Source organism: Pedobacter polaris (assembly GCF_005116505.1).
In the GTDB taxonomy this organism is placed as follows: domain Bacteria; phylum Bacteroidota; class Bacteroidia; order Sphingobacteriales; family Sphingobacteriaceae; genus Pedobacter; species Pedobacter polaris.
Map to the genome: position 1 here is coordinate 263,061 of NZ_SWBR01000004.1, position 23,691 is coordinate 286,751.

Genomic DNA, 23,691 nt, shown 5'->3' on the forward strand with positions numbered 1-23,691 from the left:
TAACCAGCTCTCAAATGAAACCAGCATCAATAATAACTATTGAAAATTTATTGTTCGATACCTCAGATTTAACAAAAACCTTAAAGGAACGTGGTTATACTTTAGATCAACAATTGGGGAGTGAAAGTGAATACACACTTAAGGGACTAATCGAGGGTATAAAAAGTATACTTTCAGATATTAACTTTTTAGTAAATCATCAAAATCTCTTTATAAGGTTGTCGACTAGCGTAGAAAGAAGTGCCATTTCTACTAATCTTCAAAATTTAAAAACTTACCTAGATGCTTCAAATTTCAATTCAGTGATTGGATATTTAGAAGCAATAAAAGTCATTATTAGACAATATAATTTACGGGTAAACAAAGAATATTTTTCAGAATTTCATAAACAATATGACATCTTAAAAATCAGAAATTCTGAGATGGAAGAACTTATAAATGATATCAAGGCTAAAACAGATTTGGCAGAGGCTTTAAAAAATGACATTGACGAATCAAAAAAATCATTTGATGAAAGTTTAGAACAATATGAAAAAAATATAATAGTTTTTGATACAAAAATAACGGAAATAGAGAAAACAATTACTGCTGCAGATGCCACACTAGAAAATATAGAGGAAATTGAAGGGAAATCTCTTACGAGTGTTAATTTAATTGAGAGTCATAAAACAACGATATTGGATTTCCTAAATAAAATTACAATTAGGGAAAAAGAACTAGAAAAACAGAATTTGTTGTCAAAAGATTTCGAAGCAACTATAAAAATATATAGAGATGAGCAAAGCAAAATAATTAAAGAATCCCAAAACCTTATTGAATCTGCAAAAAAGGCTTTGGAATATAAAACTGCTGAAGGAATGAGCGCTGCTTTTCAAGAAAAGCATACTAAAGCCGTAGATGGGAATGTTTTGTCTTGGTGGGCAAGTGGAGCAATTTGTTTTGTTGTTGCAGCATTGGTTATCGGAATTTGTTTTCTTGTTGTTAAAGAACACGATTTATATTCTCTCATTGGTAGAATAAGTTTAATGTCGCTCTGTGTTATTGCCGCAACTTTTTGTGCAACTCAATACAATAAACAAAAAAACTTAATTGAAGATTACGCTTACAAAACTGTTCTGAGCAAATCTTTCATTGCTTTTGCAGAAGAGCTAAAGAAACACGATGAAGCAGATTATGGATCAATGGTTCAAAATATATTAAAGGAGATTTTGCAAGATCCATTAAGGCAACGTGAAAAGACAAGAGAATTAAATCTTTCAAGCATTAATTCAAAAGATTTAGAATCACTGGCAAATGCAATCTCTAAAATAACAGGTGGAGGAAAATAATTATTTCAAATAAATAAAATTAATAGTTGTTTTTCAATCCCCCTCTAGCACAGCCAATTCTAGCCAGAGGGGGAAAAGAATAACCTCAATATTAGTTTAACAGCTCCTCATTTATAAAACTATAATAACTGCCTGCGTGGCAAAGTAAGTAATCAATAATATTTACCTCCGCCTTTTCGCAAGCAGCAAACAAGCTCACTACCAAAAGACGATCGAAACTATCAAACCTTGTTTTTTTACTATCACGACATTGTGCCAAAACAACGTTTGTAGCATTGCAGGCTATGGCTAAACCTACAATTTGCTGCTTACACAAAAACAGATCGGTAGGAGACTTACCCACTCGAATCCCTCACCACCAACGCACTCTGTATCATAAAATCTTCCTTCACTAAACTAAAGTTTCTATTTTCTAAAGCTTTAAATAGGAGGGTTGCCGCCATTTTGCCCATTTCGAAAGCAGGTTGGGTAATGGTAGTGAGCGAAGGATTAAGGATAGTGGCTATTTCTAGGTTAGAGAAACAAACAATTTTAAGCTCTTCAGGTACTTTCATTTCTAAATCTTTACAGGCAGTGTAAATAGGAGTAGTTAATTTTTCTACCGAGGCTATAATGCCATTGGGTTTGTTTTTTTGTTGCAGTAGTTTTTTAATTAGTAGGTAATTTTGTTCAGCGTCATTGCTGCAGTCAATGATGTATTTTTGGTCAGCTTTAATGTCATGATCTTCCAAGGCTTTGAGGTAGCCTTCTAGTCTTTTATTGCTGATGGACAGACTTTTTGAAATGCTTAAAAAAGCAATGCGATCAGCTTTTTGTTGGATGAGGTGTGTGGTAGCTTTATAAGCACTTTCAAAATCATCAGTCGTAATTTTTGCGGTTTCTACCTCATCGCAGGCACGGTCAAAAAACACAAGGGGTAAACCATTAGCAATTAAATCGTTGATATGGTCGCATTGTGTAGTTTCTGTAGAAACCGATAAGAGCACGCCATCCACTCTTCCGCCTTGAAATTCCTTTAAAATGGTTCTTTCATTTTCAAAACTCTCATGCGTTAAACAAATCAATACATGGTAACCTTTTGTTTTGGCTACCGATTCGATGCCGTTAATGGCTAGTGAAAAAAAGCTATCGGCTACTTCGGGAATCACCACGCCAATGTTCTTGCTTTTTCTGCCCCTTAAACTGCTGGCATAAGGGTTGGGCACATAGTTGAGCCTAGCTGCTGTTTCCAGTACACGGTTTTTGGTTTCTTCGCTTATTTCGTAACTGTCATTTAAAGCCTTTGAAACGGTAGAAACTGAAAGATTCAGCTCAAGCGCAAGGTCTTTAATGTTGATATGCTTCATTTAACGAGTTTGGTGTTACAACTTACAAAATTTCTTGGTCATTTTAAGCAATTACGAAAACGGTTTCGTAAATAAATGGCCATCATTATGCTATAACTAAACTAAAAAAACTTCAAATTAGAGATAACCAAATGTAAATAAGTTATGGATGCAGCTCCAAACAATTTCAGCGCTAAAGAAGTGAATCCCTTAGCCAATCTTGATGAATGGGATGATGATTTATTGCAACGCTACCCTGATCCGGATAGCATTGCCACTGCAAAAAAAACAGAAGAGTACCGTACTTATGATGAGCATACCAAAGATCATGTACGCGAATTTTACCGCATTAACCACACCTACCAAACCTATGCATTTGTACAAGAAAAGCGAAATAACTATTTAAAGTTTGATAAAAAAGAAATGCCCATTTGGGATGCCTTTCAATTTTTAAATCAGCTGGTTGATGATTCGGATCCTGATACAGATTTAGATCAGTTTCAGCACCTGCTGCAAACTTCTGAAGCCATCCGCAGAGATGGCCACCCAGATTGGATGGTGTTAGTGGGGCTCATGCACGACATGGGCAAGGTGCTTTGTTTGTTCGATGAGCCACAATGGGCAGTTGTAGGAGATACTTTTCCGGTAGGCTGTGCATTTTCAGACAAAATTGTGTATTCAGAATTCTTTAAAAACAATCCAGATTTTTCTAATCCGGCTTACAATACCCAATTAGGCATTTATGAGAAAGGTTGTGGCCTGCGCAATGTAACTATGTCTTGGGGCCATGATGAATATGTTTACCACATGCTAAAAGGCCGCATTCCAGAAGGGGGGCTGTACATGCTCAGGTACCATTCTTTTTATTCGTGGCACCGTGAAGGTGAGTATGATTACCTGTTAGATGACCATGACAGGGAAATGCTAAAATGGGTAGAATTGTTTAACCCTTACGATCTGTATTCTAAAAACCCGGAAGTACCAGATTGGAATAAGTTAAAACCCTATTATGAAGCGCTGGTTGCCAAATATCTGCCAGCAACACTTAAGTTTTAATTAACCAAAAGTTAATATTGATAGTACATTATAGATGGCGTTGAAGTATAAATTTGCACCATCTAAAACCTTTTATGTATACAATTTATTCTCAAACATTAAACCCAAACAAAACTACATGAGCAAAATTTACTTTTATTATTTAAAGCGCTGTTTAAAGTTATTTGCTGCGGCGCTACTGATCAGCTGTTGCTTTTTCTCTCCAGAAAAGGCATTTGCAATAAACAGCACAGCGAGTATCATCAAATTAAAAACCATTACCGGAACTGTTTTGGATGCCCAAGATGGAAACCCCTTGCCAGGCGCAGGTATTATGGTTAAAGGCAGTACTCAAAGTACAACTACCGATGGAAATGGAGCTTACACTATAACCGTTCCAGACGACAATGCCATTTTAGTAATTAAGTATGTGGGTTACGTAACCCAAGAGATTTTGGTAGGTAACAGAACCAAAATTGATGTTTCGCTAAAAGCAAACGCTACAGATTTATCTCAAGTTGTGGTGGTAGGTTACGGAACGCAGAACAAAAAAGATGTAACTGGTGCTGTAAAATCTTTAAAAAGTGAAGATTTTAACAAAGGGATCATCAATTCTCCGCAGCAATTGCTACAAGGAAAAGTTTCTGGTGTAAACGTAACGTCTGCTAGTGGCGAACCCGGATCTGTTACAGGTGTGATTATAAGAGGATCTGGTGGTGTAAGATCAGGAAGTAGTCCGCTGTATGTAATTGATGGTTTACCTTTAGATAACTCTAACACAGGAAGTGGCGATCCACTTACTTTTATCAATCCACAGGATATCGAATCAATTGATGTATTGAAGGATGCATCAGCGACTGCAATTTACGGATCTCGTGGTGCGAATGGGGTAATTATAGTTACTACCAAAAGAGGTAAAGCAGGTACATCAACATTGAATGTTGCCACAAGCTTAGGTGTTTCAACATTAGCCAGGGCATTGCCACTTTTAACAGCAGATGAATTTCGTGTAGAGGTGCCAAAAACTGGTGCTACTTTAGATGACAAAGGAGGGAATACCGATTGGCAAAAAGAGGCCATGAGAACTGCCTTAACACAGAATTACAACATAAATTTAGGGGGAGGCGCTGATAAACTGGCGTATTTCGCTTCTATCGGTGCCCAAAAACAAGAAGGTATTATCAAGAAAAACGATTTGAACAGGTATTCTGGAAGATTTAATGTAACTCAGAAATTCTTAGAAGATCGATTAATCTTAGACATGAACCTGAATGTGGCGAATACCAAGCAAACACGTCCACCAATTAGCACTATTTTAGCAAACATTGTAACTAATAATCCCACCTATCCTGCTAGCGATGCTAATGGTAATCCAATTGCTAGCCTAATTGCTCCCAATCCAGCCTTTTATTTTGATCTTGAAAAAGAAACCACGATTACGAATCGCTTAATCGGCAACGTTTCTCCCTCTTTGAGGATCATAAAGGGTCTTGTTTATAAGGCAAATTTAGGTATTGATAATTCAACAGCTACACGTGACTGGCTGAACATGCCAAACCCTATCACAACTCGTGAGAGTAGATTAGAAACTTTCAACAACATCAACAAGAATACATTGATAGAAAATTACCTCACCTACAACTGGGCTAATACTAAGCATAACGTTTCTGCCTTGGCTGGACATTCTTATCAAAGAATTTTCGTGCAACAAAGAAATACAAGTATCAATAGATTTTTAGCAGGAGGAATTGATCCTATTTATAACCCAGGTGTTGGACAAGATTTAACATTGGCCAATAACAGGCCAGGTGGCTTTGCTTTCATCAACGAATTACAATCGTTCTTCGGTAGGGTAACTTATCAATTTAATAATAAATACTTATTTACAGCTAATTTCAGGGCTGATGGGTCATCTAAGTTTGGTGCGAATAACAAGTATGGTTATTTCCCTTCTTTCTCGGCTGGATGGAAAATTTCTGAAGAAGAATTCATGAAGAACTCGATATTTAGCAATTTGAAATTAAGAGCAGGATATGGTGTAACGGGTAATCAGGAAATTCCACCTAAAATTACACAAGCGCTATTTAGTTCATTAGCAGCTTCTGGTTATCCACTTTATCCTACGGGTGCTTATCCGGCAGGTACCACTTATACAAGATTGGCTAATCCGGATATTCAGTGGGAAACTTCAAAACAAACAGATATAGGTCTTGATTTCGGCTTGTTCAAAGGAGCGTTGACTGGTACAATTGATGTATTTAGAAAAGTATCAGATAACATTTTATTACAAGTAATTCCTGCAGACCCGATTCAACCAGCTACAGAAGTTTGGGGCAATGTTAAGGACATGACGGTAACCAACAAGGGTATAGAATTCGAATTAGACTACAGACATCAAGCAGACAATGGTTTTACTTACAATATTGGCGGTAACATTACCTATTCTAAAAACAAAGTAGAAAACTCACCATATACAGTAATCTCTGCAGGGTCTGTAGGCGGAGCTGGTCTTACCGGACAAACAATTAATGGTTATGTCAACAATCAACCAATCGGAACGTTCTTTATGAGAGAGTACCTTGGCATTGATGCCAAAGGTTTAAGTATTTATCGTGACCTAGATGGCGATAATTTGAGTACTGACAAGGATAGGATTTCTGCAGGATCTGCACTGCCAACTACGGTTTATAGCTTCTACGCTAGTGCTGCCTATAAAGGCTTTGACTTAAGTGTTAATTTTAATGGTGTTGCAGGGAATAAAGTTTATGATTACACACATAATCAGAGTTTCTCTAAATTGAATTTATCAAGAAATGCCAATACAACGAGAGAGGCTATCGCAGATGCAGCAGAATCAATCAACAATAATAATTTCGTTAGCACAAGGTATCTTAAAAGTGGTGCTTTCTTAAGGTTAAACAACGTTGCCTTAGGTTATAGTTTAAACACCAAGGATTTAGGAATTAATAAATGGTTCTCTAGTATTCGTTTATCGGTTACTGCACAGAATCTTTTTGTGATCACTGATTATCCTGGTTACGATCCCGAAGTAAATATAGATAGGTCAATTGGTGGCGTATCGTCTTACGGCATTGATTACCTAAGTTATCCGAAAGCGAAATCTTTCATTTTTGGTCTTAACTTCTCATTTTAATAATTACAGACATGACACCATCATGATTTTACCAACAATACAGTAAAAAACTAAATCATGATAGCTTCATTACCTTTAAAAATAAATCACAAAACGATGAAAACGAAAATATTAATGGTGTTACTGGCTTTCCTAAGCTTAACAGTAACCTATAGTTGTTCAAAACTAGAAGAAAATGTACTTGATGAAGCTTCGGTTGTAGGCCTTACAGACAAACAACAAGCAGAAGGAATTATTGCCCCTGTGTATGCAAAATTAGAAGATGTCTTTCTTCATACCAATTATTTTGCCTTGCAAGAAATCTCAACTGATGAAGCAATTTTACCTTATCGTGGAGGTACTGATTGGGGTGACAATGGAATTTATTTGCAACTTCACCAACATGCAAACATTAGTTCTGATGCGAACGTGAGAAATACCTGGAATAATATTGTAACTGGAATTTCGAGAAGTGTGACTGCAATTAATTCTTTGCCTACCAATCCAGATCCTAGTGCTAAATTGTTTTTGGCCGAAGCTAGAGGTATGAGAGCTTATTACAATTTATTGATGTTAGATCTTTTCGGATTGGTCTTTGTTAAGGAGGATGCGAGTGAAACTTCAAAAATTTTAAGAGGGGAAGCTGCTATTGGTTATATTAAATCTGAATTGTTAGCTATTGAGCCTGTATTAGATAATACAACAGGTCCAGGTAGAATTACCAAAGCTGCTGTATGGGGTTTATTGGCACGTTTGCACATGAATGCAGCAGTTTATAGAGATGTTTATGCTACATCATTTAACTTCAAAACTGAAGATATGGATGCTGCCATAGATTATTGTAATAAAATCATTAGTTCTGGTAGCTACAATTTAGCTGCCGATTATTTCTCTCTTTTTAATGATAATAACCATAACAATAAGGAAATCATATTTGCAGTAGATCAACGTGCAGACTTAAATGGTCATAACCGTATGGCCTATTTCTCTATTTCTGGTGACCAATTTCCATTGCCAGCTTATACTGGCTCAAATGGAACTGACGGGCCATCTATTACGTCAGATTTTTACCGCACTTGGGTAAACGCTTATGCGCCAGTTGATCCAGCAGCTGTTGATCCACGTTTTTACAAACAAAACTTGCCACAGGTTACAAGTTGCGTTGATGCAGCTGCTTTCAATATGAATCGCGGTATACTTAGGGGCCCACAATATGGATTGAAAAGAGTTACAACTAATGGTGTTGTTTCTTTTGTTAAGTGTCCTGATGGAAAAATGCAGGTAGATAAATTATTCTATGATACACGTAGCAGACCCACTTTACCAGTTGATTTTACAGAGCAGGTAGATTTTACAATTGCCGGAAGTAATTACAATACCGGATACCGAGTGCTTAAATATGAGTTCAGTAAAACCTCTGTAAGTGGAAGAAACTTTGGTGAGCATGATATTATCATCTTGCGTTTAGCAGACATCTATTTAATGCGTGCTGAAGCAAAATTGAGAAAGGGTGATGCAACAGCATTGGCTGATGTGAATACCGTAAGAGCTGCAAGAACAGCTTCTACACCTGCGCCAGCACTTCCAGCTATTACACTTGATTTGTTGTTCCGCGAAAGAGGATTTGAGTTCTATTGGGAGATGGTTAGACGTACTGACATGATCCGTTTTGGAAAATATGAAGGTACATGGACAGAAAAAACAAATACTGATGTAAGAAAAAGACTTTTTCCTATTCCTCAAACAGCAATGGATGGAGCTTCTAACTTGCCTGGCTATTTAGTACAGAATGCAAGTTATTAAGGATATATGATTATAAAGAGGCCGTCTGAAAGGACGGCCTTTTTATGTGATTAGTTGTTGATTTATGAGACACTAACTAAGGGGTTAAATAACCACCCCCAACCCCCGCCAGCGGGGGACACAGGGAGCATACCTGTATGTTGGAAATACTAAAGTGCTATATGGCGAATTGTAGGTAGGCGACTTTACTGTCCCCCTCATTGAGGGGGTAAGGGGGAGGAAAGCACATACGACATCTAATTATTGGTTGGTGAGCCACCCACCAAGGATGAGCAATCCTACCACGTAAGCAAAGCGACATAACCAATCGCTTTAAGATTGCTTCGTTCCTCGCAATGACGACCCAGCTATAAAAAGGTAATAACGTAAGTTATTATAAAACAATAGCTCAATAATGTAATGAACTACTATGATGGAATTTCCATCATACAAAATTTGTACATTTAATAACTAACCAAAAAACTAACCAAATAATGAACCATTTACAAACGGCAGACTATATTGTCTTTTTTATCTATTTTATTGCCATCTCATCCTATGGCTATTACATTTATCACAAAAAGAAGTCAAAAGATATAAGCTCCAAAGACTTTTTCCTGGCGGAAGGATCGCTTACCTGGTGGGCAATTGGTGCCTCCCTAATCGCCTCCAACATTTCTGCAGAACATTTTATCGGTATGTCTGGCTCGGGTTTCGCTCTAGGCCTGGCCATTGCTTCATATGAATGGATGGCAGCGGCTACACTGATTATTGTGGCTGTTTTTATTATACCGGTATATCTTAAAAATAAGATTTTTACCATGCCCCAGTTTCTCGCCAAGCGATATAATGATAAGGTGAGTACAGTAATGGCGGTTTTTTGGTTATTGGTTTATGTATTTGTAAACCTTACCTCTATTATATATTTGGGTGCATTGGCCATTTCCTCTATCTCTAACATTAGTTTCGAATGGTGCATTGTAGGCCTGAGTATTTTCTCTATGATTGTAACCCTAGGGGGGATGAAGGTAATCGGTTATACAGATGTAATCCAAGTGCTGGTATTGATTATTGGCGGTCTGGTTACCACCTATCTGGCACTTTCCCTGCTTTCTAATGAGTATGGTTTTGGCAATGATATTTTTGCAGGCCTCTCTGTGCTCCGCAAGGAAGCGCCGACCCACTTCCACATGATCTTTAATTCGTCTGATAAATATTATGACAAATTACCGGGTCTATCTATACTTATAGGCGGTATGCTCATAAACAACCTGGCTTATTGGGGCTGCAACCAGTACATTGTACAACGTGCCCTGGGTGCCGATCTGAATACAGCTCGTAAAGGGATTTTATTTGCCGCATTTTTAAAGTTGCTTGTGCCGGTTATCGCCGTGCTGCCAGGTATTGTTATGTTTGTACTACACAATAAAGGTTTGTTCCAGACAGAGATGGCAAGTGATGGGGTAATTAAGCCAGACCATGCGTATCCTACCTTAATGAACCTATTGCCTCCTGGACTAAAGGGAGTTGCCTTTGCTGCACTTACCGCTGCCATAGTGGCTTCATTGGCAGGTAAGGCAAACAGTATCTCAACAATTTTTTCGTTAGATATTTATAAGAAATTCTTTAACAAAGATGCCTCAGACCGCAAAATGGTTAAGGTTGGCCGTTGGGCGGTTGCCATTTCAATGACCATAGCTGCCATTGTAACCCCTGCACTAAAATCATTAGATCAGGCCTATCAGTTTATCCAGGAATATGTAGGCTTTATTTCGCCAGGGGTACTAGCTATTTTCTTGTTGGGCTTCTTTTGGAAACGTACAACGGCTGCCGCTGCAATGGTAGGTGCATTGATTACCATTCCGCTCTCTACGGTGCTAAAGTTTTTACCGGTGTGGACAAATGGTGCCTTCCCAGATTTGCCATTTTTTAATAGAATGGAAATAGACTTTGTGGTAATTGTGTTGTTAATGGTTGGTATTAGTTTAATGAAACCACAGACCTTAACAAATGAACAGGCCATTGAGGTTGATACGTCTATGTTTAAAATCAGTACTAGTTTTGCCATTGGCGCTATCATCATTATGGGTATCCTGACCGCTTTATATACCATTTTTTGGTAAATAGTAGTTTTCGGGCACCCTTAATTGACTTTAGCTCGAGTGGCTGACTTTAAAGCAGGATTAAGTTGTCATTTCTGTAATTGGTCAGGAGAGGGCTATCAGGTGGTAATTCTGTAATGAGGTAGTTGATTTGGTTTGGGCCACAAATTCTTATTCTTTGTGCGCTGTTTAGTTTTTCGGAAATACTTAATACTGCCGTTTTTTTTGAAGAACGGATGATGGCCTTTTTAACCTGAACAATGTCCCAATCCATATCGGTAAGTCCTTCTTCTGAAGAAAAAGCATTTGCGCCTAACAGACAAAGGTCTACTTTAATATCTACCAGTTGATTAATTACACTGGCGCCAACATGAAGATTTGCATTTTTATTCAATTTGCCACCAATAGTAATTACTTCAAGGTTACTATGGTCTGATAAAGTGATTGATACTTGTGGGCTAATAGTGAAAAATGTAACTCGCAAATTTTCAGGGATCATCCTGGCTAGTTCAAGTATGGTTGTTCCGCCTTCAGTAAGGATAACCATTTCATTTTTGATAAGCTTTAATGTTTTTTCCGCTATTTTCTTTTTCTCGTTTAACGCATAAACTTCATTCTGTGCATTAAATGGCGAAACAAACGACTTGCTAGCGGCTCCGCCATGCACTTTTAGAAGCATTCCTGTTTCAGCAAGTTCTTTAAGGTCACGCCTTACCGTGTCATCCGAAATGTTTAATAAAGTACTTAAATCAGTAGATAAAACCTTGTTGTGCAGGTTTATTTCTCTCATGATCAATTTATGTCTTTCTTCTTTTCGCATGTTTCTGAGTCGATAATTAGATTGTAAGAATATTCAAATATAAGGATTGGTTTATTGTTTTGCGGTTTTAAGGTCTGCATAATAAATTTGCTAGCTTAAAATTAGTTTTTTTGCACTTTATTTGCAACCCTAACTACAAATGATAGTAATCGATGCATTTTTAATGCGGTTTTTTATATTCTATTTTTTATAGCCAAGCTTTGCTTGAATTTGGAATTAATTTACTTCAAATACTTCATATATGAGCATTTTAAGCGAAAAAGTATATTTTTTGTTAAAAAAATTTGGATGCTATTTTATTGCGTTTATATTTGTATTATAAAACGCATAAAAAACGCAAATAACCAATGCGTAGCAATTTGTGGGATTTAAAAGACTTTAATTGCATGTTTGCGTTTTTACTAAGTAACCTATTCAACAAACTATATGTACAGAATTCTACAACTAATGTTTTTGCTGTTGTTTATAACAGAGGCAAGAGCAGGTGACCATCCCTCTTATTCAGATATAGGGGGGAAATCAACAATGGCATACCGAACTGAAAGCATGTTTTTTCAGGAGCCGAATCGGGGAATAGTAAATGGTAAAGTTGTTGACGAAAAAAATTACCCAATGCCGGGTGTCTCGGTAAAGGTTAAGGGGAGTCAGCTTGGCACAATCACTAATTCCAATGGAGAATTTTCTTTGACAACCAAAAGTGAAACAGACTCCATTCAGTTTTTCTTCATCGGTTACAAATCTCAAATGATCAGTGCTAATGTAAAAGACTTTATTACTATTCAGCTTTTGCCAGATGATGAAAAGAAATTGAATGAGGTGGCAATTATCGGGTACGGAACTCAAAAGAAAATATCTGTTACCGCCTCATTATCTACAATTTCTGTTAAGGAGTTGGAGCGTGTTTCTACACCTTCATTAACAAATGCCATTGCCGGTAAGCTGCCAGGGATTATTACCAGACAGGCAAGTGGTGAGCCAGGTGGCGATGCGGCCCAAGTATATATTAGAGGCTTGTCTACTTTTGGTAGTAATGGTCCTTTGGTGCTTATTGATGGGGTAGAGCGGGACATGAATGTAATCAATGCGCAAGAAATTGAAAGTTTCACCATTTTGAAAGATGCTTCTGCAACTGCAATTTATGGAGTTCGGGGTGCCAATGGCGTTATACTGATCAATACTAAACGGGGCGAATTGGGTAAACCTTCGGTAACCTACCGATCTGAAGTAGCTACTTTAAGGGCTCTGCGACTGCCAGAATATATCAATGGCGGTCAATACGCATCGTTAATGAATGAAGCATTGGTGAATGCAAAGCAGTCTCCAAGATGGAGCGACCAAGAAATAAAGAAATTTTATGATGGCTCTGATCCATATCTATACCCAAATTCAAATTGGACTGAAGCGGTTTTGAAGGAAAATACCTGGCAAACCATCCAAAATCTAAGTGTAACAGGTGGTACAGAGATCATTAAATATTATACAAACGTAGGATTTACCTTACAAGATGGATTGTATAAACAAGATGAGACAAACAAGTTTAATACCAATGCCAATATCAAACGTTACAATTTCAGGAGTAACATTGATCTCAACCTGTCTAAGAGTTTGACAATGAATTTGAGCTTAGGTGGAATTATCCAAAATGGGAATTATCCCGGATTTGGTGTAGGAGATATATTTCAATCTTTAAAGGTTGTATCGCCTATCGCGTTTCCCGTAACCAACCCTGATGGCAGCCCTGGTGGCGCACAAACCTATATCGGCTGGAATCCATGGGGAAGGTCTACTCAATCTGGTTACCTCACACAAGATCGAAGTACTTTGCAGGGAACTTTTGGCGCAACTTGGGATCTTTCTTCTTTTATTACAAAAGGTTTATCGCTTAGGGCATTGTTTTCTTATGATCGCATTGCACAAACAAACAACGGGAGAGCTAAACAATTTGAAGTTAAAAGATATTTGGGCAAGGACCCTGTTTCTGGTGAGGATTTATACAGCACTTCCTTTAGAGAGGAGCAGCCTTTGGCCTATTCATACTCCAATGCTGCTGACAGGGCTATTTACAATGAAATGCAATTGAATTACAGCCGTAGTTTCGGACGTCATGATGTTTCTTCGATGTTGTTATTTAACCAACGTGATTATGTAAGTCTTACTGCAAGTTCTTCAATCCTGAATATTCCTTATCGCAGACAGGGCCTTGCCGGACGGACAACTTATGGTTTCGACAATCGTTATTTCGCTGAAATTAATTTTGGCTATAACGGTTCTGAGAATTTTCCAGCGGGAAAAAGATATGGTTTCTTTCCATCATTTTCAGCGGGCTGGGTAGTATCTAACGAACATTTTTGGAAAGTGCCTGCAATTTCTACTTTAAAATTCAGGGCGTCTCATGGCAGAGTGGGTAATGACCAAATTAGCCAGCGATTTTTATTCCTAAGCACCATTAAAACACAAGGCCAATCGTATGCCTTTGGGCCTGGTCAGGAAGTGCTGCATGGGATGGAGGAAAATGCGATTGGGAATGAAAATGTAACCTGGGAAACTGCGCAGAAAAGTAACATTGGGATGGACCTAGGTTTCTTTAACAATCAGTTAACCCTTCAGGTGGATGTTTTTAGTGAGAAACGCCAAGATATTCTACTTCAAAGAAATACGGTTCCTGCTGTAGCTGGATTCTTTCCTTGGTCAATTCCTTATGCCAATTTAGGCAAGGTTAATAATAAAGGTATTGATGCTTTACTAGAAGTTAAACATACTACACCAGGAGGTTTATTTTATGCTTTTAGAGGGAATTTTACCTTCGCCAGAAATAAGGTAATAGAAAATGATGAACCAGCTAAAAAATATCCTTACCTAACCGGAAAAGGTTTGAGATTAGGTCAGTCTTTTGCATTCGTGGCCGACGGATTTTTTCAGAGCGAGGAAGAAATAGCAACAAGTCCAGCACAAACCTTCTCCAAAGTTCGTGTTGGTGATGTGAAATATAAAGACATCAACGGCGATGGTGTTATCGACTCATTTGACCAAATTCCGGTAGGATATCCAAGATTGCCCGAAATGTCATTTGGATTTGGTGGTACCATATCTTTTAAAGGTTTCGACGCAAGTGTTTATTTCACGGGGGCGGCCCGTACCAGTGTTTTCTTGAGTGGTTTTTCAATGTGGCCATTTTATGATGGGCTAGGAGTTAATAATGTTTTAACTGAATATTATGATAACAGATGGACACCCTCAAATCCAAATGCCCGCTATCCAGCAATAGATGTTGGTAATAATCCTAATAACTACGTAAACTCAACGCTGTGGATGCGTAACGGGAATTACCTGAGGTTAAGAAATGCTGAAATTGGTTACACTTTGCCAAAAAGAGTAACAAATAGAATTGGCATTAGTAATCTCCGAGTTTTTGTTAATGGAGTTAACCTAGTTACCTGGGACTATATTAAGATCATCGATCCTGAATCGAATGATGGTACTGGTGGTTATCCTTTGCAACGATCTCTGAATGCTGGTTTACAGATTAATTTTAAATAGAACTGAACATGAAAAAACTAAAATATATCATCTGCAGCCTAATGGTAATGCAATTAGTTTTAATTAGTGCCTGCCAAAAAGATTTTTTGGATAAAGGTCCTGATGAAGATATTACTATAGAAGAGGCATTTAAACAGCGTAAATATGCCGAGGCTTTTTTGGTTGATATTTATGCTGGTCTCCCTAATGAAATTTATTTTACAGATCTGGCTGATGTAAACCCGTTCATTATTGCCTCAGACGAAATGAATATTCCATGGCCTGAGAAATTTCCTAAACTGATGAACAAAGGTGCATGGAACTCTTTTAATGTAGCTGGGCAGATTTACAAGAACATGTACGAGGGGATCAGAAAGTCTAATATCTTTTTAGAACATATCAACATTACCCCTTTATCTACTGAATTTACACAAACCACAAAAGACCGTTGGATTGGTGAGGCTGTCTTTCTTCGTGCATTTTATCACTTTCAATTAATGAGAATTTATGGACCTGTACCTATTATGGATTACAGTGCAGATGTGGCAGATGATTTTACCAAGATTCGTCGTAAGCCTTTAGATATCTGTGTGAAATTTGTTGTAGATGAATGCAATAAGGCAATTACACTCTTGCCTATGAATGTAGTGGAAAGCCGTGATTTGGGAAGACCAACTGCAGCTGCGGCATTGGCACTTAAAGCGAGAGTGCTGCTCTATAATGCCAGTCCTTTATGGAACGGAAACCCCGACTACAAATCGTTTGCCGACAATGAGGGAAGCAAATTATTCTCCCAACAATATGACGAAAGCAAGTGGACACTTGCAGCGCAAGCAGCTCAAGAGTGCATAACCAAATGCGAAGCTGCAGGTTATCACCTGTTTAGGAATTATGCAGATCCTGTTAAAAATTACCAGCAATTATTTATCGAGAACAATAATCCCGAAGTGTTATTTGCTAGAAACTCGGGTAGGGATGCCTGGATGGAGAAATGTGCTTTCCCTGGTAGTTTGGGAGGTTGGAATGGTTGGAACCCTACACAAGGACAGATAGATGCATATGAGATGGATAATGGTATGGCCCCAATTACAGGTTACAACACTGATGACTCACCTATTGTAAATCCAGCATCAGGTTATCAAGAAGCGGGTTATGCTGTTGGTAATGAGCCAACTGGCAGATGGCTTGACGGTACCAGAAATATGTATGTTCGTCGTGACCCACGCTTTTATGCAACTATTAATTTTAACGGTGCATTTTTTATAGACAGAAGAGTGCAGTTTTGGCAAACAGGAGCAGATGGTAGGGGTAATGCTGGTCGCGATTACAATACTACAGGTTATCTACTTAAAAAATTTATAGACCCTGGGGTAAGCCTCACCCAACAACGCTACTCACTTAAAACATGGATATTTTTCCGCCTTGGCGAAATGTACCTGAATTATGCAGAGGCATTAAATGAAGCTCAAGGTCCAGTAAACGGCGTTTATACTGCGATAAATGCAATTCGCAATAGGGCAGGTATGCCATCATTACCCACTTCTTTAACTAAAGAGACTATGCGTGCACGCATTAGAAATGAACGCAGGGTTGAATTGGCCTTTGAAACCCATCGATATTTCGATTGCCACAGATGGAAGATTGCGGAGCAGACTGATAAAGCGAGGGTTTACGGTATGAATATTTCTGCCGGTACTAACCTTAAAGACGATAATTTCTATCATCGTACCTTAATTGAAACTAGGATTTTTCAAGCTCCGAAACATTATTTGTTTCCCATTCCACAGGATGAGATAGATAAAAACGCAAGTATGGTGCAAAACCCTGGATGGTAATTGAATTATAATATTAAAAAACAAATCATGAAAAAGATATTACAGATTTCGTCCTTGATTTTCTGTGTCTTGTTGGCAGGATGCAGTAAAAAGGTTGATGTTGATTTAAACATTCAGGGTGCTGAGAATTATTCAAAGCTTTATATGCCCCAGGCTGTTGCTAATCCAATAGTCAATAGCATTAGTATTACCCCCTCAGTATATACGCTAAAATATAGTGCCTACCTTGGCGGGAGCTTAGACAATAACAACAATATCAATGTAAAATTCGGGGTTATTGAAGCATTGGTGAATGAATTTAACTTAAAAAATGGGACTAGCTATAAACCAATGCCTGCTGGCAGTTATACACTGGTAAATCCAGAAGCAAGAATAAATGAGGGAAGCAAGAGCACGGGTATTTTAAGTCTAACCATTAAAACCCAGGGTTTTATCCAACCATTCCAATCTTATTTACTCCCGGTTAGCATTACAGCTGCAGATGCCAAGGTGAACTCAGACCTAAGCACCACTTATTTCCTCATCACGGGCTCTTACGCCCCAGGAGAAGTGCCTCGCGAGAAAGCTTATGCTTTCGGGGCTAATGCGGGTGCCATGTTCTTCGATTTTAATGGGGATATCATCGGTAGAAGTCCCAATGGACCCCTGATGCTTTACCCTGCTAACACCAATGGAACATTTAGTACACCACGTCAAATTGGAGCAGGCTGGAATATATTTAATACTATTTTTTACTATGGAGGTAACCGTCTAATCGGAAGGTTTGCTGCTGGTGGAGGCGATATTGCCCAGTACATGATAGATAAGAATGGCAATTTCGGAGCGAGCAAGACCATTGGCTTTGGCTGGGGAATTTTTACAAAAATCATTCCCTATAAAGGTTTATTGCTTGGAATTGATGGCGCAGGAAGTATGGCGATGTATCCATTAGATGCTGCTGGTAATTTTGATTTCGGTAGAATCAAAACTATTGGTAGTGGATGGGGAGCTTTCACCCAAGTTATACCCTATGAAAACTCCTTACTTGCCATTGAGGCTAATGGTGATATGTATCAATTTCCCTTAGCGGATGATGGTACGTTTGGGAACAAGCTCAAAGTTGGTAGTGGCTGGGACATGTATACTTTAGTGTTTTCGGCAGGCAAAGATCTACTTGCCCTAGATGCTGCAGGTGATCTTTGGAGATATAAATTTAACCCAATTGGCTTTTGGCCATTAAAAAAATAAGATGACAATTAAGCAATTTCAAACTTTATGGAAAGGTGCGATACGCTACGCCTTGCTATTCCTCTTGTTCACGGCTTGTAGTAAAAGCAATGCACCCGGCAATAAGGAGGAAGAGAAACCATTGCCAACTCAGCCAACACAGTTTAACAACCCAGTTTTTGAACCTGTATTAGCCGATCCTGCTATCATTAAAGCAGCAGATGGATGGTTCTACGGATACGGAACAGAAGACAATTGGGGAGATGGACAGGGCAATAGGTTAGTTCCAGTGATTAGGTCTTTGGACTTGGTTAAATGGACTGTAGTGGGCAATGCATTTACCATAAAGCCGCAATGGAAAACAGATGGAGGTATTTGGGCTCCAGATGTAGTGCTTGTTAATAACAAGTATTACCTATATTATTCCTATTCTGTTTGGGGCGATACCAATCCTGGAATAGGAGTAGCGGTAGCAGGTAATCCTGCTGGACCATTTGTTGATAAGGGAAAGCTTTTTCTCAGTAATGAGGTAGGTGTGCCCAACACTATTGACCCTTTTTACTTCGCCGAAGATGATAAGAAATATCTCTTCTTTGGTAGCTACAGCACCGCTTTAAATCAGGGGACTTATGTTGTGGAATTAGGGGAAGATGGCTTTTTGGTAAAGAATTTAGCCAGCAAAGTGAAAATCGCAGCGGGTGATTTTGAGGCAGTCATGATTCACAAAAGAAACAATTATTATTATTTCTTCGGCTCAAAGGGAAGCTGCTGCAATGGTTCTGCTAGTACCTATCAGGTAAGAGTGGCGAGGTCTACCTCACTGCTTGGACCATATCTTGATAAGGATGGCCGCAACATTACGGAGAGAGGTAACGGAACCTTACTCATTGCTGGTAACGATAAATATGCTGGTCCAGGACATAACTCAAGAATTATGACAGACAAGAACGGAACCGATTGGCTTTTGTATCATGCTATTCTTAAATCAAATCCAATAGTTCCGGGTGGTGCTAGTCGCCGCACACTAATGCTCGATAAAATTAACTGGATTGGCGACTGGCCAGTTATCGAAAATGAAATTCCAGGCGATATGCTTAGAAAAGCACCTGAATTTTAAATCCCAATAAATATACTTTGACAATTAAAATAACACATATGACACGAATTACAGAACAACCATCCTTGTACGATCATTTAGAAACCAAGTCGGTAGAAGAATTAACAAGGTACATTAATCAAGAAGATGCTAAAGTGGCCAAAGTTATAGAAGGAGAGCTTCCAAGTATAAATAAGCTGATTTCAGCTATAGTTGATAAATTGAATGCTGGTGGAAGAATGTTTTACCTCGGCGCAGGTAGCGGTGGCCGTTTATCAGTATTGGATGTAATTGAACTTCCAACCACCTATGGTTTGCCTAATGGTATCTATAATGCTATTCTTGCAGGTGGAATAGAGCGAATGGCAGATGCGCTTGAAGAAAAAGAAGATGAGTTAGAAGAAGGTTGGAATGCCTTAGTAGATGCGGGAGTAAATACTGGCGATATCGTAGTTGGTATTTCAGCCAGTGGAACTACACCATTTGTGCTGGAAGGCCTAAAAAGATGTAGGTCATTAAATGTCACCACTGGATGTATTGTGAGTAATCCATCATCACCGATCGCCGACCAGGCAGATTATCCAGTTGAAGTGGTTACAGGGCCGGAGTTTATTACAGGAAGTACAAGAATGAAATGCGGAACAGCCCAGAAAATGTTGTTCGATATGATATCAACTACGGTAATGACCAGAATTGGACGAATTGAAGGGAATAATATGGTAAATGTTAAACTCATCAATGATAAAATCTTAGATCGTGGGGTTAAAATGCTCATGCAAAAAGCGGAGATTAAAAATTATGAAGAGGCAAAATCTATCCTACTAGCTCATGGAACCGTGAAAGAGGCAATGGAAAATATAATGAAAAAGCATATTTAATTTACTCAAACAACTATTTTGAAATATATACTGATCTGTTTTCTACTTTGCTCGGTTAGGGCATTGTCTCAGACTACGGCTGCCGATTTGGGAATTATTCCGTCACCTGCGAACGTAACCTTAAAGAAGGGTAATTTTGTAATTGGAGCGAAGACACAGCTTGTTTACGCAGACGATAAATCGAAAAAGACAGCCATTATTTTGCGGGATTACCTTTTGAAAATGTACGGATTGAAATTGGCTGTACTAAATGAGGTTAAAAATAAGCAAGCAACTGTGATTGCTTTCATTTACCAAGGTAAATCCGCAAAAGAGGCTTATCGATTAAATTCTGGAAGTTCACGTTTACAAATATCAGGAGACGAGGCTGGGTTGTTTTATGGGTTACAAACCCTGATGCAGTTAATTAAAAAAGAAGGATATAAGTTAGAGGTGCCTTGTGTAGAAATTAATGATAAGCCAAGATATGCCTATCGGGGTATTATGCAAGATGTTGGTTATCATATTTATCCAGTATCATTCATTAAAAGCCAGATAGAAATGCTGGCCAAATATAAAATGAATGTTTATCACTGGCACCTTACCGAAGATCATGGGTGGCGTATTGAAATTAAAAAGTATCCTAAACTCACGTCTATTGGTGCCTATAGGGCGAGTACACAAATCAGTCATTATGCAGATTCACTTGGTGGACAAGACCATATCCCTTATGGAGGCTTTTACACCCAAGAAGAAATTAAAGAAGTTGTTGCCTTTGCCGCAGAAAGGCAGGTAACAGTAATTCCGGAAATTGAATTGCCAGGTCATTCTGTTGCCGCACTAGCTGCCTATCCCGAGTTGGCCTGTGGAGATAATCCTGGGCCATTTAAAGTAGCTGAGAACTGGGGGATATTTGAGGATGTTTATTGCGCAGGAAAGGAAAACACATTTAAGTTTTTAGAAGATGTTCTTACCGAGGTAATGGCACTGTTTCCTTCGCCCTACATCCACATTGGTGGAGATGAATGTCCGAAAAAACGTTGGGAAGGATGTAAATATTGCCAAAAGCGGATTAAAGATCAAAATCTTAAAAACGAAGATGAACTGCAGAGCTACTTTGTAAAAAGGATCGAAAAATTTGTGAACTCCAAAGGCCGAAAAATTATTGGTTGGGATGAGATACTAGAAGGTGGCCTCGCACCCAATGCAACTGTAATGGCCTGGCGTAATATAGATGAGGGGATCAAAGCTGCACAACAGAACCATGATGTGGTCATGTCGCCCATGTCGCATGTTTACTTTGACTTTATTCAGGGCAAAAGAGCGCTAGAGCCATTGGCTATTGCCTGGGGTTATAATAGTTTGGAAAGGGTATATGCTTATGATCCAACTCCAAAAGTATTATCACAAGCACAACAAAAACATATTATTGGTGTAGAAGCAGCCATTTGGACAGAACATATGGATACTTACCGCAAGGTAGAATATATGCTTTATCCACGCCTAATGGCATTGGCAGAGATTGCCTGGACTAATCCTGAACAAAAGGACTCTGTGAGTTTTTTTGAATATCGCTTACCGAAACACCTACTTGAGTTGGATAAAACAGATAAAATATACCGAGTGCCAGGCCCTATTGGTGTTGCTGATACTACTTTAAAAGGTTCATCATTTAAAATCAAACTTAAACCACCAGTAGAAGGAGCCAAAATTTACTATAATTTCGAAGGGCAAGATGCAAGAGAAACCGATTACCTGTATGAAAAGCCAATTGATATTATACTTCACCCCGGTGAAAAAAGAGAGCTGAAATCTGTAGTGATAACTCCGTCCGGGAAACGAAGTGTAACTACAACTACTTTATTTATTCATCCATAAATAATAGCCATTGCCCATGAAATTTCAATGCCAGCTTCTTATAATCATGCTATATTTTGTCGGTCTTTTCACTAGTCCGATCAAAGCGCAGCAAGTCTATCTTTCTGCGACAGCGAAAGCAAGTATCGAACCGAAGGCCTATCCATTTTCCGTTGCCCTGGCAGGGTATGGCTATCCCAGAGGAGGGCGTTTTAGCCTAGATTGGATAAAGACAAATATGAAGGTAGAAAAGGTATTTCCACCAGCACGGAAGCAACACTTGAAATGGAAAAAATGGATTGGTAATGCCATTGCCTTTACCATATTTAAGAAAATAATTTATACAGCTGATCGAAATGGAACAATTATTTACACTGCCTTAGAGGACAGGGCGCCTGTATGGAAAAAGCTCCCGGCAGTGCAAGGGATAACCAGTCTTAGCGCTTATAAGGGGAGATTGTTTGCACTTACCTCCGATGATGAACTGTTACAGCTGGAATTGGGTGGTAAAAACAGAACTTGGGTCAGAATTGCACGATTTAACGGCTTAACGTACGACATCCATCTGAAGGCCATTACTACCTTGGATGGAAAATTGTATGGGCTGGACCAAAATAACGTTGTTTTTGAAGGTCACCATAAAACTGAGGGCAATCTTTCTGTAAGCGCTGTAGCTATCTCGGCAGCAAAAGAAACGGTGCTTCTGGTAGGTGCAGATGTCTGCGGATTTAACAATGATTTCATTGCCGAAGTTAAAGGAGAAATCCTTAAAAAACACCACATCTTACCATCAGCCATATTGATCAATGCTTCACATACCCATTTTGCACCCTCAACTCAAGACTGGACTACATGGGGCGCTCATCAGCTACCTGATTCTGTTTACTTAAATCAAGTTGTTAAACCCGCCTTGATAAACGTAATCCACACCGCTATCAAAAACAGAAAGCCTTCAATACTGTCATTTGGTAGGGCAAAAACAACCATTGGCAAGAACCGTAGTCTAGAAGGCACGGCAGCTTCTTATGATGATGATGTAGATGTGCTCACAATTGAGCGTAAAAAAGACCATAAAAAAACGGCTATCTTCTTAACAGGTTGCCATCCCGTATTTAAAAATGAAGGGATCGGGGGCTATACCCTTAGTGCCAATTATCCTGGTATTACCAGAAATATTTTGGAAAAAGAAGCTGGTATAACAGATGCCCTATTCATGCAGGGCTGCGGGGGCGATATCAATCCTGTGAGTGTAGACTATAAAAAAACGGGTAATGAGCTGGCTACAGTTGTAAAAGGTATTCTAAATGCACCTATGCAACAGTTAACGGGTAACATTACCTTTTACCTAGACTCCCTTAACTTCCCGGTAAAAAAATGGAGTGACGAACGTATCCAAGCTTTTAAAACAGTGAATGATAACGGCAAGGGCGATGTGGAGGCCGAAAAAGATGTGCGCTGGGCAGACCTGATGCTTGGGCTCAGTAAAAACAATAAAGTACCAGTAAATATGCCGGTCTACATCCAAACCATTAATATTGGTAACTGGAAACTAGTAGGCCTTTCTAGAGAGGCCGTTACAGATTATAGTATAGGAATTAAACAATTATGGCCCGGAGAACTGGTCAGCGTAGCAGGATATTGCAATGATGTATCCAGTTATCTGCCTACATCCAAACACATACAATCGGCTACCTATGAAGGGCTAGGCTCTTTTTTCTGGTATGGACAGCCATCGGTATTTCCCTTAGATGTTTATGAAAAGATAATCTCAACAATTAAAACTAAAAATCATTAAATCA

At 38.7% G+C, this 23,691-nt stretch carries 15 protein-coding genes; 12 read left to right on the forward strand and 3 right to left on the reverse strand.

All coding sequences use genetic code 11. From position 1 onward, the window contains the following. Positions 1-14 precede the first annotated feature (14 nt). Positions 15-1,328 carry a hypothetical protein gene (locus FA048_RS15850; RefSeq protein WP_136842893.1) on the forward strand — a complete coding sequence of 438 codons (1,314 nt, stop codon included), beginning with the start codon at positions 15-17 and terminating at the stop codon, positions 1,326-1,328. Positions 1,329-1,419: 91 nt separating this feature from the next. On the opposite strand, the gene FA048_RS20135 is transcribed toward FA048_RS15850, so the two are convergent. Both FA048_RS20135 and FA048_RS15860 read right to left on the reverse strand, forming a co-directional pair. Next, positions 1,420-1,671 (reverse strand): JAB domain-containing protein, encoded by a 252-nt coding sequence (locus tag FA048_RS20135; protein WP_225872560.1) that lies wholly within the window; start codon positions 1,669-1,671, stop codon positions 1,420-1,422. Further along, the gene (locus FA048_RS15860; protein WP_136842895.1) at positions 1,664-2,674 is read right to left on the reverse strand and encodes a LacI family DNA-binding transcriptional regulator; all 1,011 of its coding nucleotides are present in this window, start codon (positions 2,672-2,674) and stop codon (positions 1,664-1,666) included. The genes FA048_RS20135 and FA048_RS15860 overlap by 8 nt, the downstream gene beginning before the upstream one ends. Before the next feature lie 144 nt (positions 2,675-2,818). Between FA048_RS15860 and FA048_RS15865 the strand changes: the two genes are divergently transcribed. From FA048_RS15865 to FA048_RS15880, 4 genes are all read left to right on the forward strand, one after another. Then, complete coding sequence (locus FA048_RS15865) at positions 2,819-3,709, forward strand: inositol oxygenase family protein (protein ID WP_136842897.1); 891 nt, start codon at positions 2,819-2,821, stop codon at positions 3,707-3,709. A gap of 118 nt (positions 3,710-3,827) precedes the next feature. Next, complete coding sequence (locus tag FA048_RS15870) at positions 3,828-6,842, forward strand: SusC/RagA family TonB-linked outer membrane protein (protein ID WP_136842900.1); 3,015 nt, start codon at positions 3,828-3,830, stop codon at positions 6,840-6,842. 96 nt (positions 6,843-6,938) lie between these two features. Beyond that, a complete protein-coding gene (locus FA048_RS15875; protein WP_136842902.1) occupies positions 6,939-8,624 on the forward strand; it encodes a RagB/SusD family nutrient uptake outer membrane protein in 1,686 nt (561 codons plus the stop codon). 473 nt (positions 8,625-9,097) lie between these two features. After that, positions 9,098-10,726 (forward strand): sodium:solute symporter family transporter, encoded by a 1,629-nt coding sequence (locus tag FA048_RS15880; RefSeq protein WP_136842905.1) that lies wholly within the window; start codon positions 9,098-9,100, stop codon positions 10,724-10,726. Positions 10,727-10,775: 49 nt separating this feature from the next. Here FA048_RS15880 and FA048_RS15885 read toward each other — a convergent pair whose 3' ends face one another. Continuing rightward, the gene (locus FA048_RS15885; RefSeq protein WP_136842908.1) at positions 10,776-11,525 is read right to left on the reverse strand and encodes a DeoR/GlpR family DNA-binding transcription regulator; all 750 of its coding nucleotides are present in this window, start codon (positions 11,523-11,525) and stop codon (positions 10,776-10,778) included. A gap of 426 nt (positions 11,526-11,951) precedes the next feature. On the opposite strand from FA048_RS15885, the gene FA048_RS15890 reads away from it, so the two are divergent. From FA048_RS15890 to FA048_RS15920, 7 genes are read left to right on the forward strand one after another with little or no spacing between them, the layout of a single operon-like run. Further along, positions 11,952-15,062, forward strand: a complete 3,111-nt coding sequence (locus FA048_RS15890) for a SusC/RagA family TonB-linked outer membrane protein (RefSeq protein WP_225872561.1) — start codon at positions 11,952-11,954, stop codon at positions 15,060-15,062. Positions 15,063-15,070: 8 nt separating this feature from the next. Continuing rightward, a complete protein-coding gene (locus tag FA048_RS15895; protein ID WP_136842910.1) occupies positions 15,071-16,876 on the forward strand; it encodes a RagB/SusD family nutrient uptake outer membrane protein in 1,806 nt (601 codons plus the stop codon). 27 nt (positions 16,877-16,903) lie between these two features. Next, positions 16,904-18,103 carry a BT_3987 domain-containing protein gene (locus FA048_RS15900; RefSeq protein ID WP_136842912.1) on the forward strand — a complete coding sequence of 400 codons (1,200 nt, stop codon included), beginning with the start codon at positions 16,904-16,906 and terminating at the stop codon, positions 18,101-18,103. A gap of 1 nt (position 18,104) precedes the next feature. After that, positions 18,105-19,199, forward strand: a complete 1,095-nt coding sequence (locus FA048_RS15905) for a family 43 glycosylhydrolase (RefSeq protein WP_136842914.1) — start codon at positions 18,105-18,107, stop codon at positions 19,197-19,199. 38 nt (positions 19,200-19,237) lie between these two features. Next, positions 19,238-20,056 carry an N-acetylmuramic acid 6-phosphate etherase gene (locus tag FA048_RS15910; protein ID WP_136842916.1) on the forward strand — a complete coding sequence of 273 codons (819 nt, stop codon included), beginning with the start codon at positions 19,238-19,240 and terminating at the stop codon, positions 20,054-20,056. Between the two features lie 18 nt (positions 20,057-20,074). Next, positions 20,075-21,913 (forward strand): beta-N-acetylhexosaminidase, encoded by a 1,839-nt coding sequence (locus FA048_RS15915; protein ID WP_136842918.1) that lies wholly within the window; start codon positions 20,075-20,077, stop codon positions 21,911-21,913. Positions 21,914-21,959: 46 nt separating this feature from the next. After that, on the forward strand, positions 21,960-23,687 hold the full coding sequence (locus FA048_RS15920; RefSeq protein ID WP_136842920.1) for a hypothetical protein: 1,728 nt from the start codon (positions 21,960-21,962) through the stop codon (positions 23,685-23,687). The last annotated feature ends 4 nt before the right edge of the window (positions 23,688-23,691 follow it).

Bases quoted from the DNA above. Each gene is read 5' to 3' on its own strand.
- FA048_RS15850 (WP_136842893.1), top strand. From the start codon at position 15: ATGAAACCAGCATCAATAATAACTATTGAAAATTTATTGTTCGATACC.
- FA048_RS15860 (WP_136842895.1), bottom strand. From the start codon at position 2,674: ATGAAGCATATCAACATTAAAGACCTTGCGCTTGAGCTGAATCTTTCA.
- FA048_RS15865 (WP_136842897.1), top strand. From the start codon at position 2,819: ATGGATGCAGCTCCAAACAATTTCAGCGCTAAAGAAGTGAATCCCTTA.
- FA048_RS15870 (WP_136842900.1), top strand. From the start codon at position 3,828: ATGAGCAAAATTTACTTTTATTATTTAAAGCGCTGTTTAAAGTTATTT.
- FA048_RS15875 (WP_136842902.1), top strand. From the start codon at position 6,939: ATGAAAACGAAAATATTAATGGTGTTACTGGCTTTCCTAAGCTTAACA.
- FA048_RS15880 (WP_136842905.1), top strand. From the start codon at position 9,098: ATGAACCATTTACAAACGGCAGACTATATTGTCTTTTTTATCTATTTT.
- FA048_RS15885 (WP_136842908.1), bottom strand. From the start codon at position 11,525: ATGCGAAAAGAAGAAAGACATAAATTGATCATGAGAGAAATAAACCTG.
- FA048_RS15890 (WP_225872561.1), top strand. From the start codon at position 11,952: ATGTACAGAATTCTACAACTAATGTTTTTGCTGTTGTTTATAACAGAG.
- FA048_RS15895 (WP_136842910.1), top strand. From the start codon at position 15,071: ATGAAAAAACTAAAATATATCATCTGCAGCCTAATGGTAATGCAATTA.
- FA048_RS15900 (WP_136842912.1), top strand. From the start codon at position 16,904: ATGAAAAAGATATTACAGATTTCGTCCTTGATTTTCTGTGTCTTGTTG.
- FA048_RS15905 (WP_136842914.1), top strand. From the start codon at position 18,105: ATGACAATTAAGCAATTTCAAACTTTATGGAAAGGTGCGATACGCTAC.
- FA048_RS15910 (WP_136842916.1), top strand. From the start codon at position 19,238: ATGACACGAATTACAGAACAACCATCCTTGTACGATCATTTAGAAACC.
- FA048_RS15920 (WP_136842920.1), top strand. From the start codon at position 21,960: ATGCTATATTTTGTCGGTCTTTTCACTAGTCCGATCAAAGCGCAGCAA.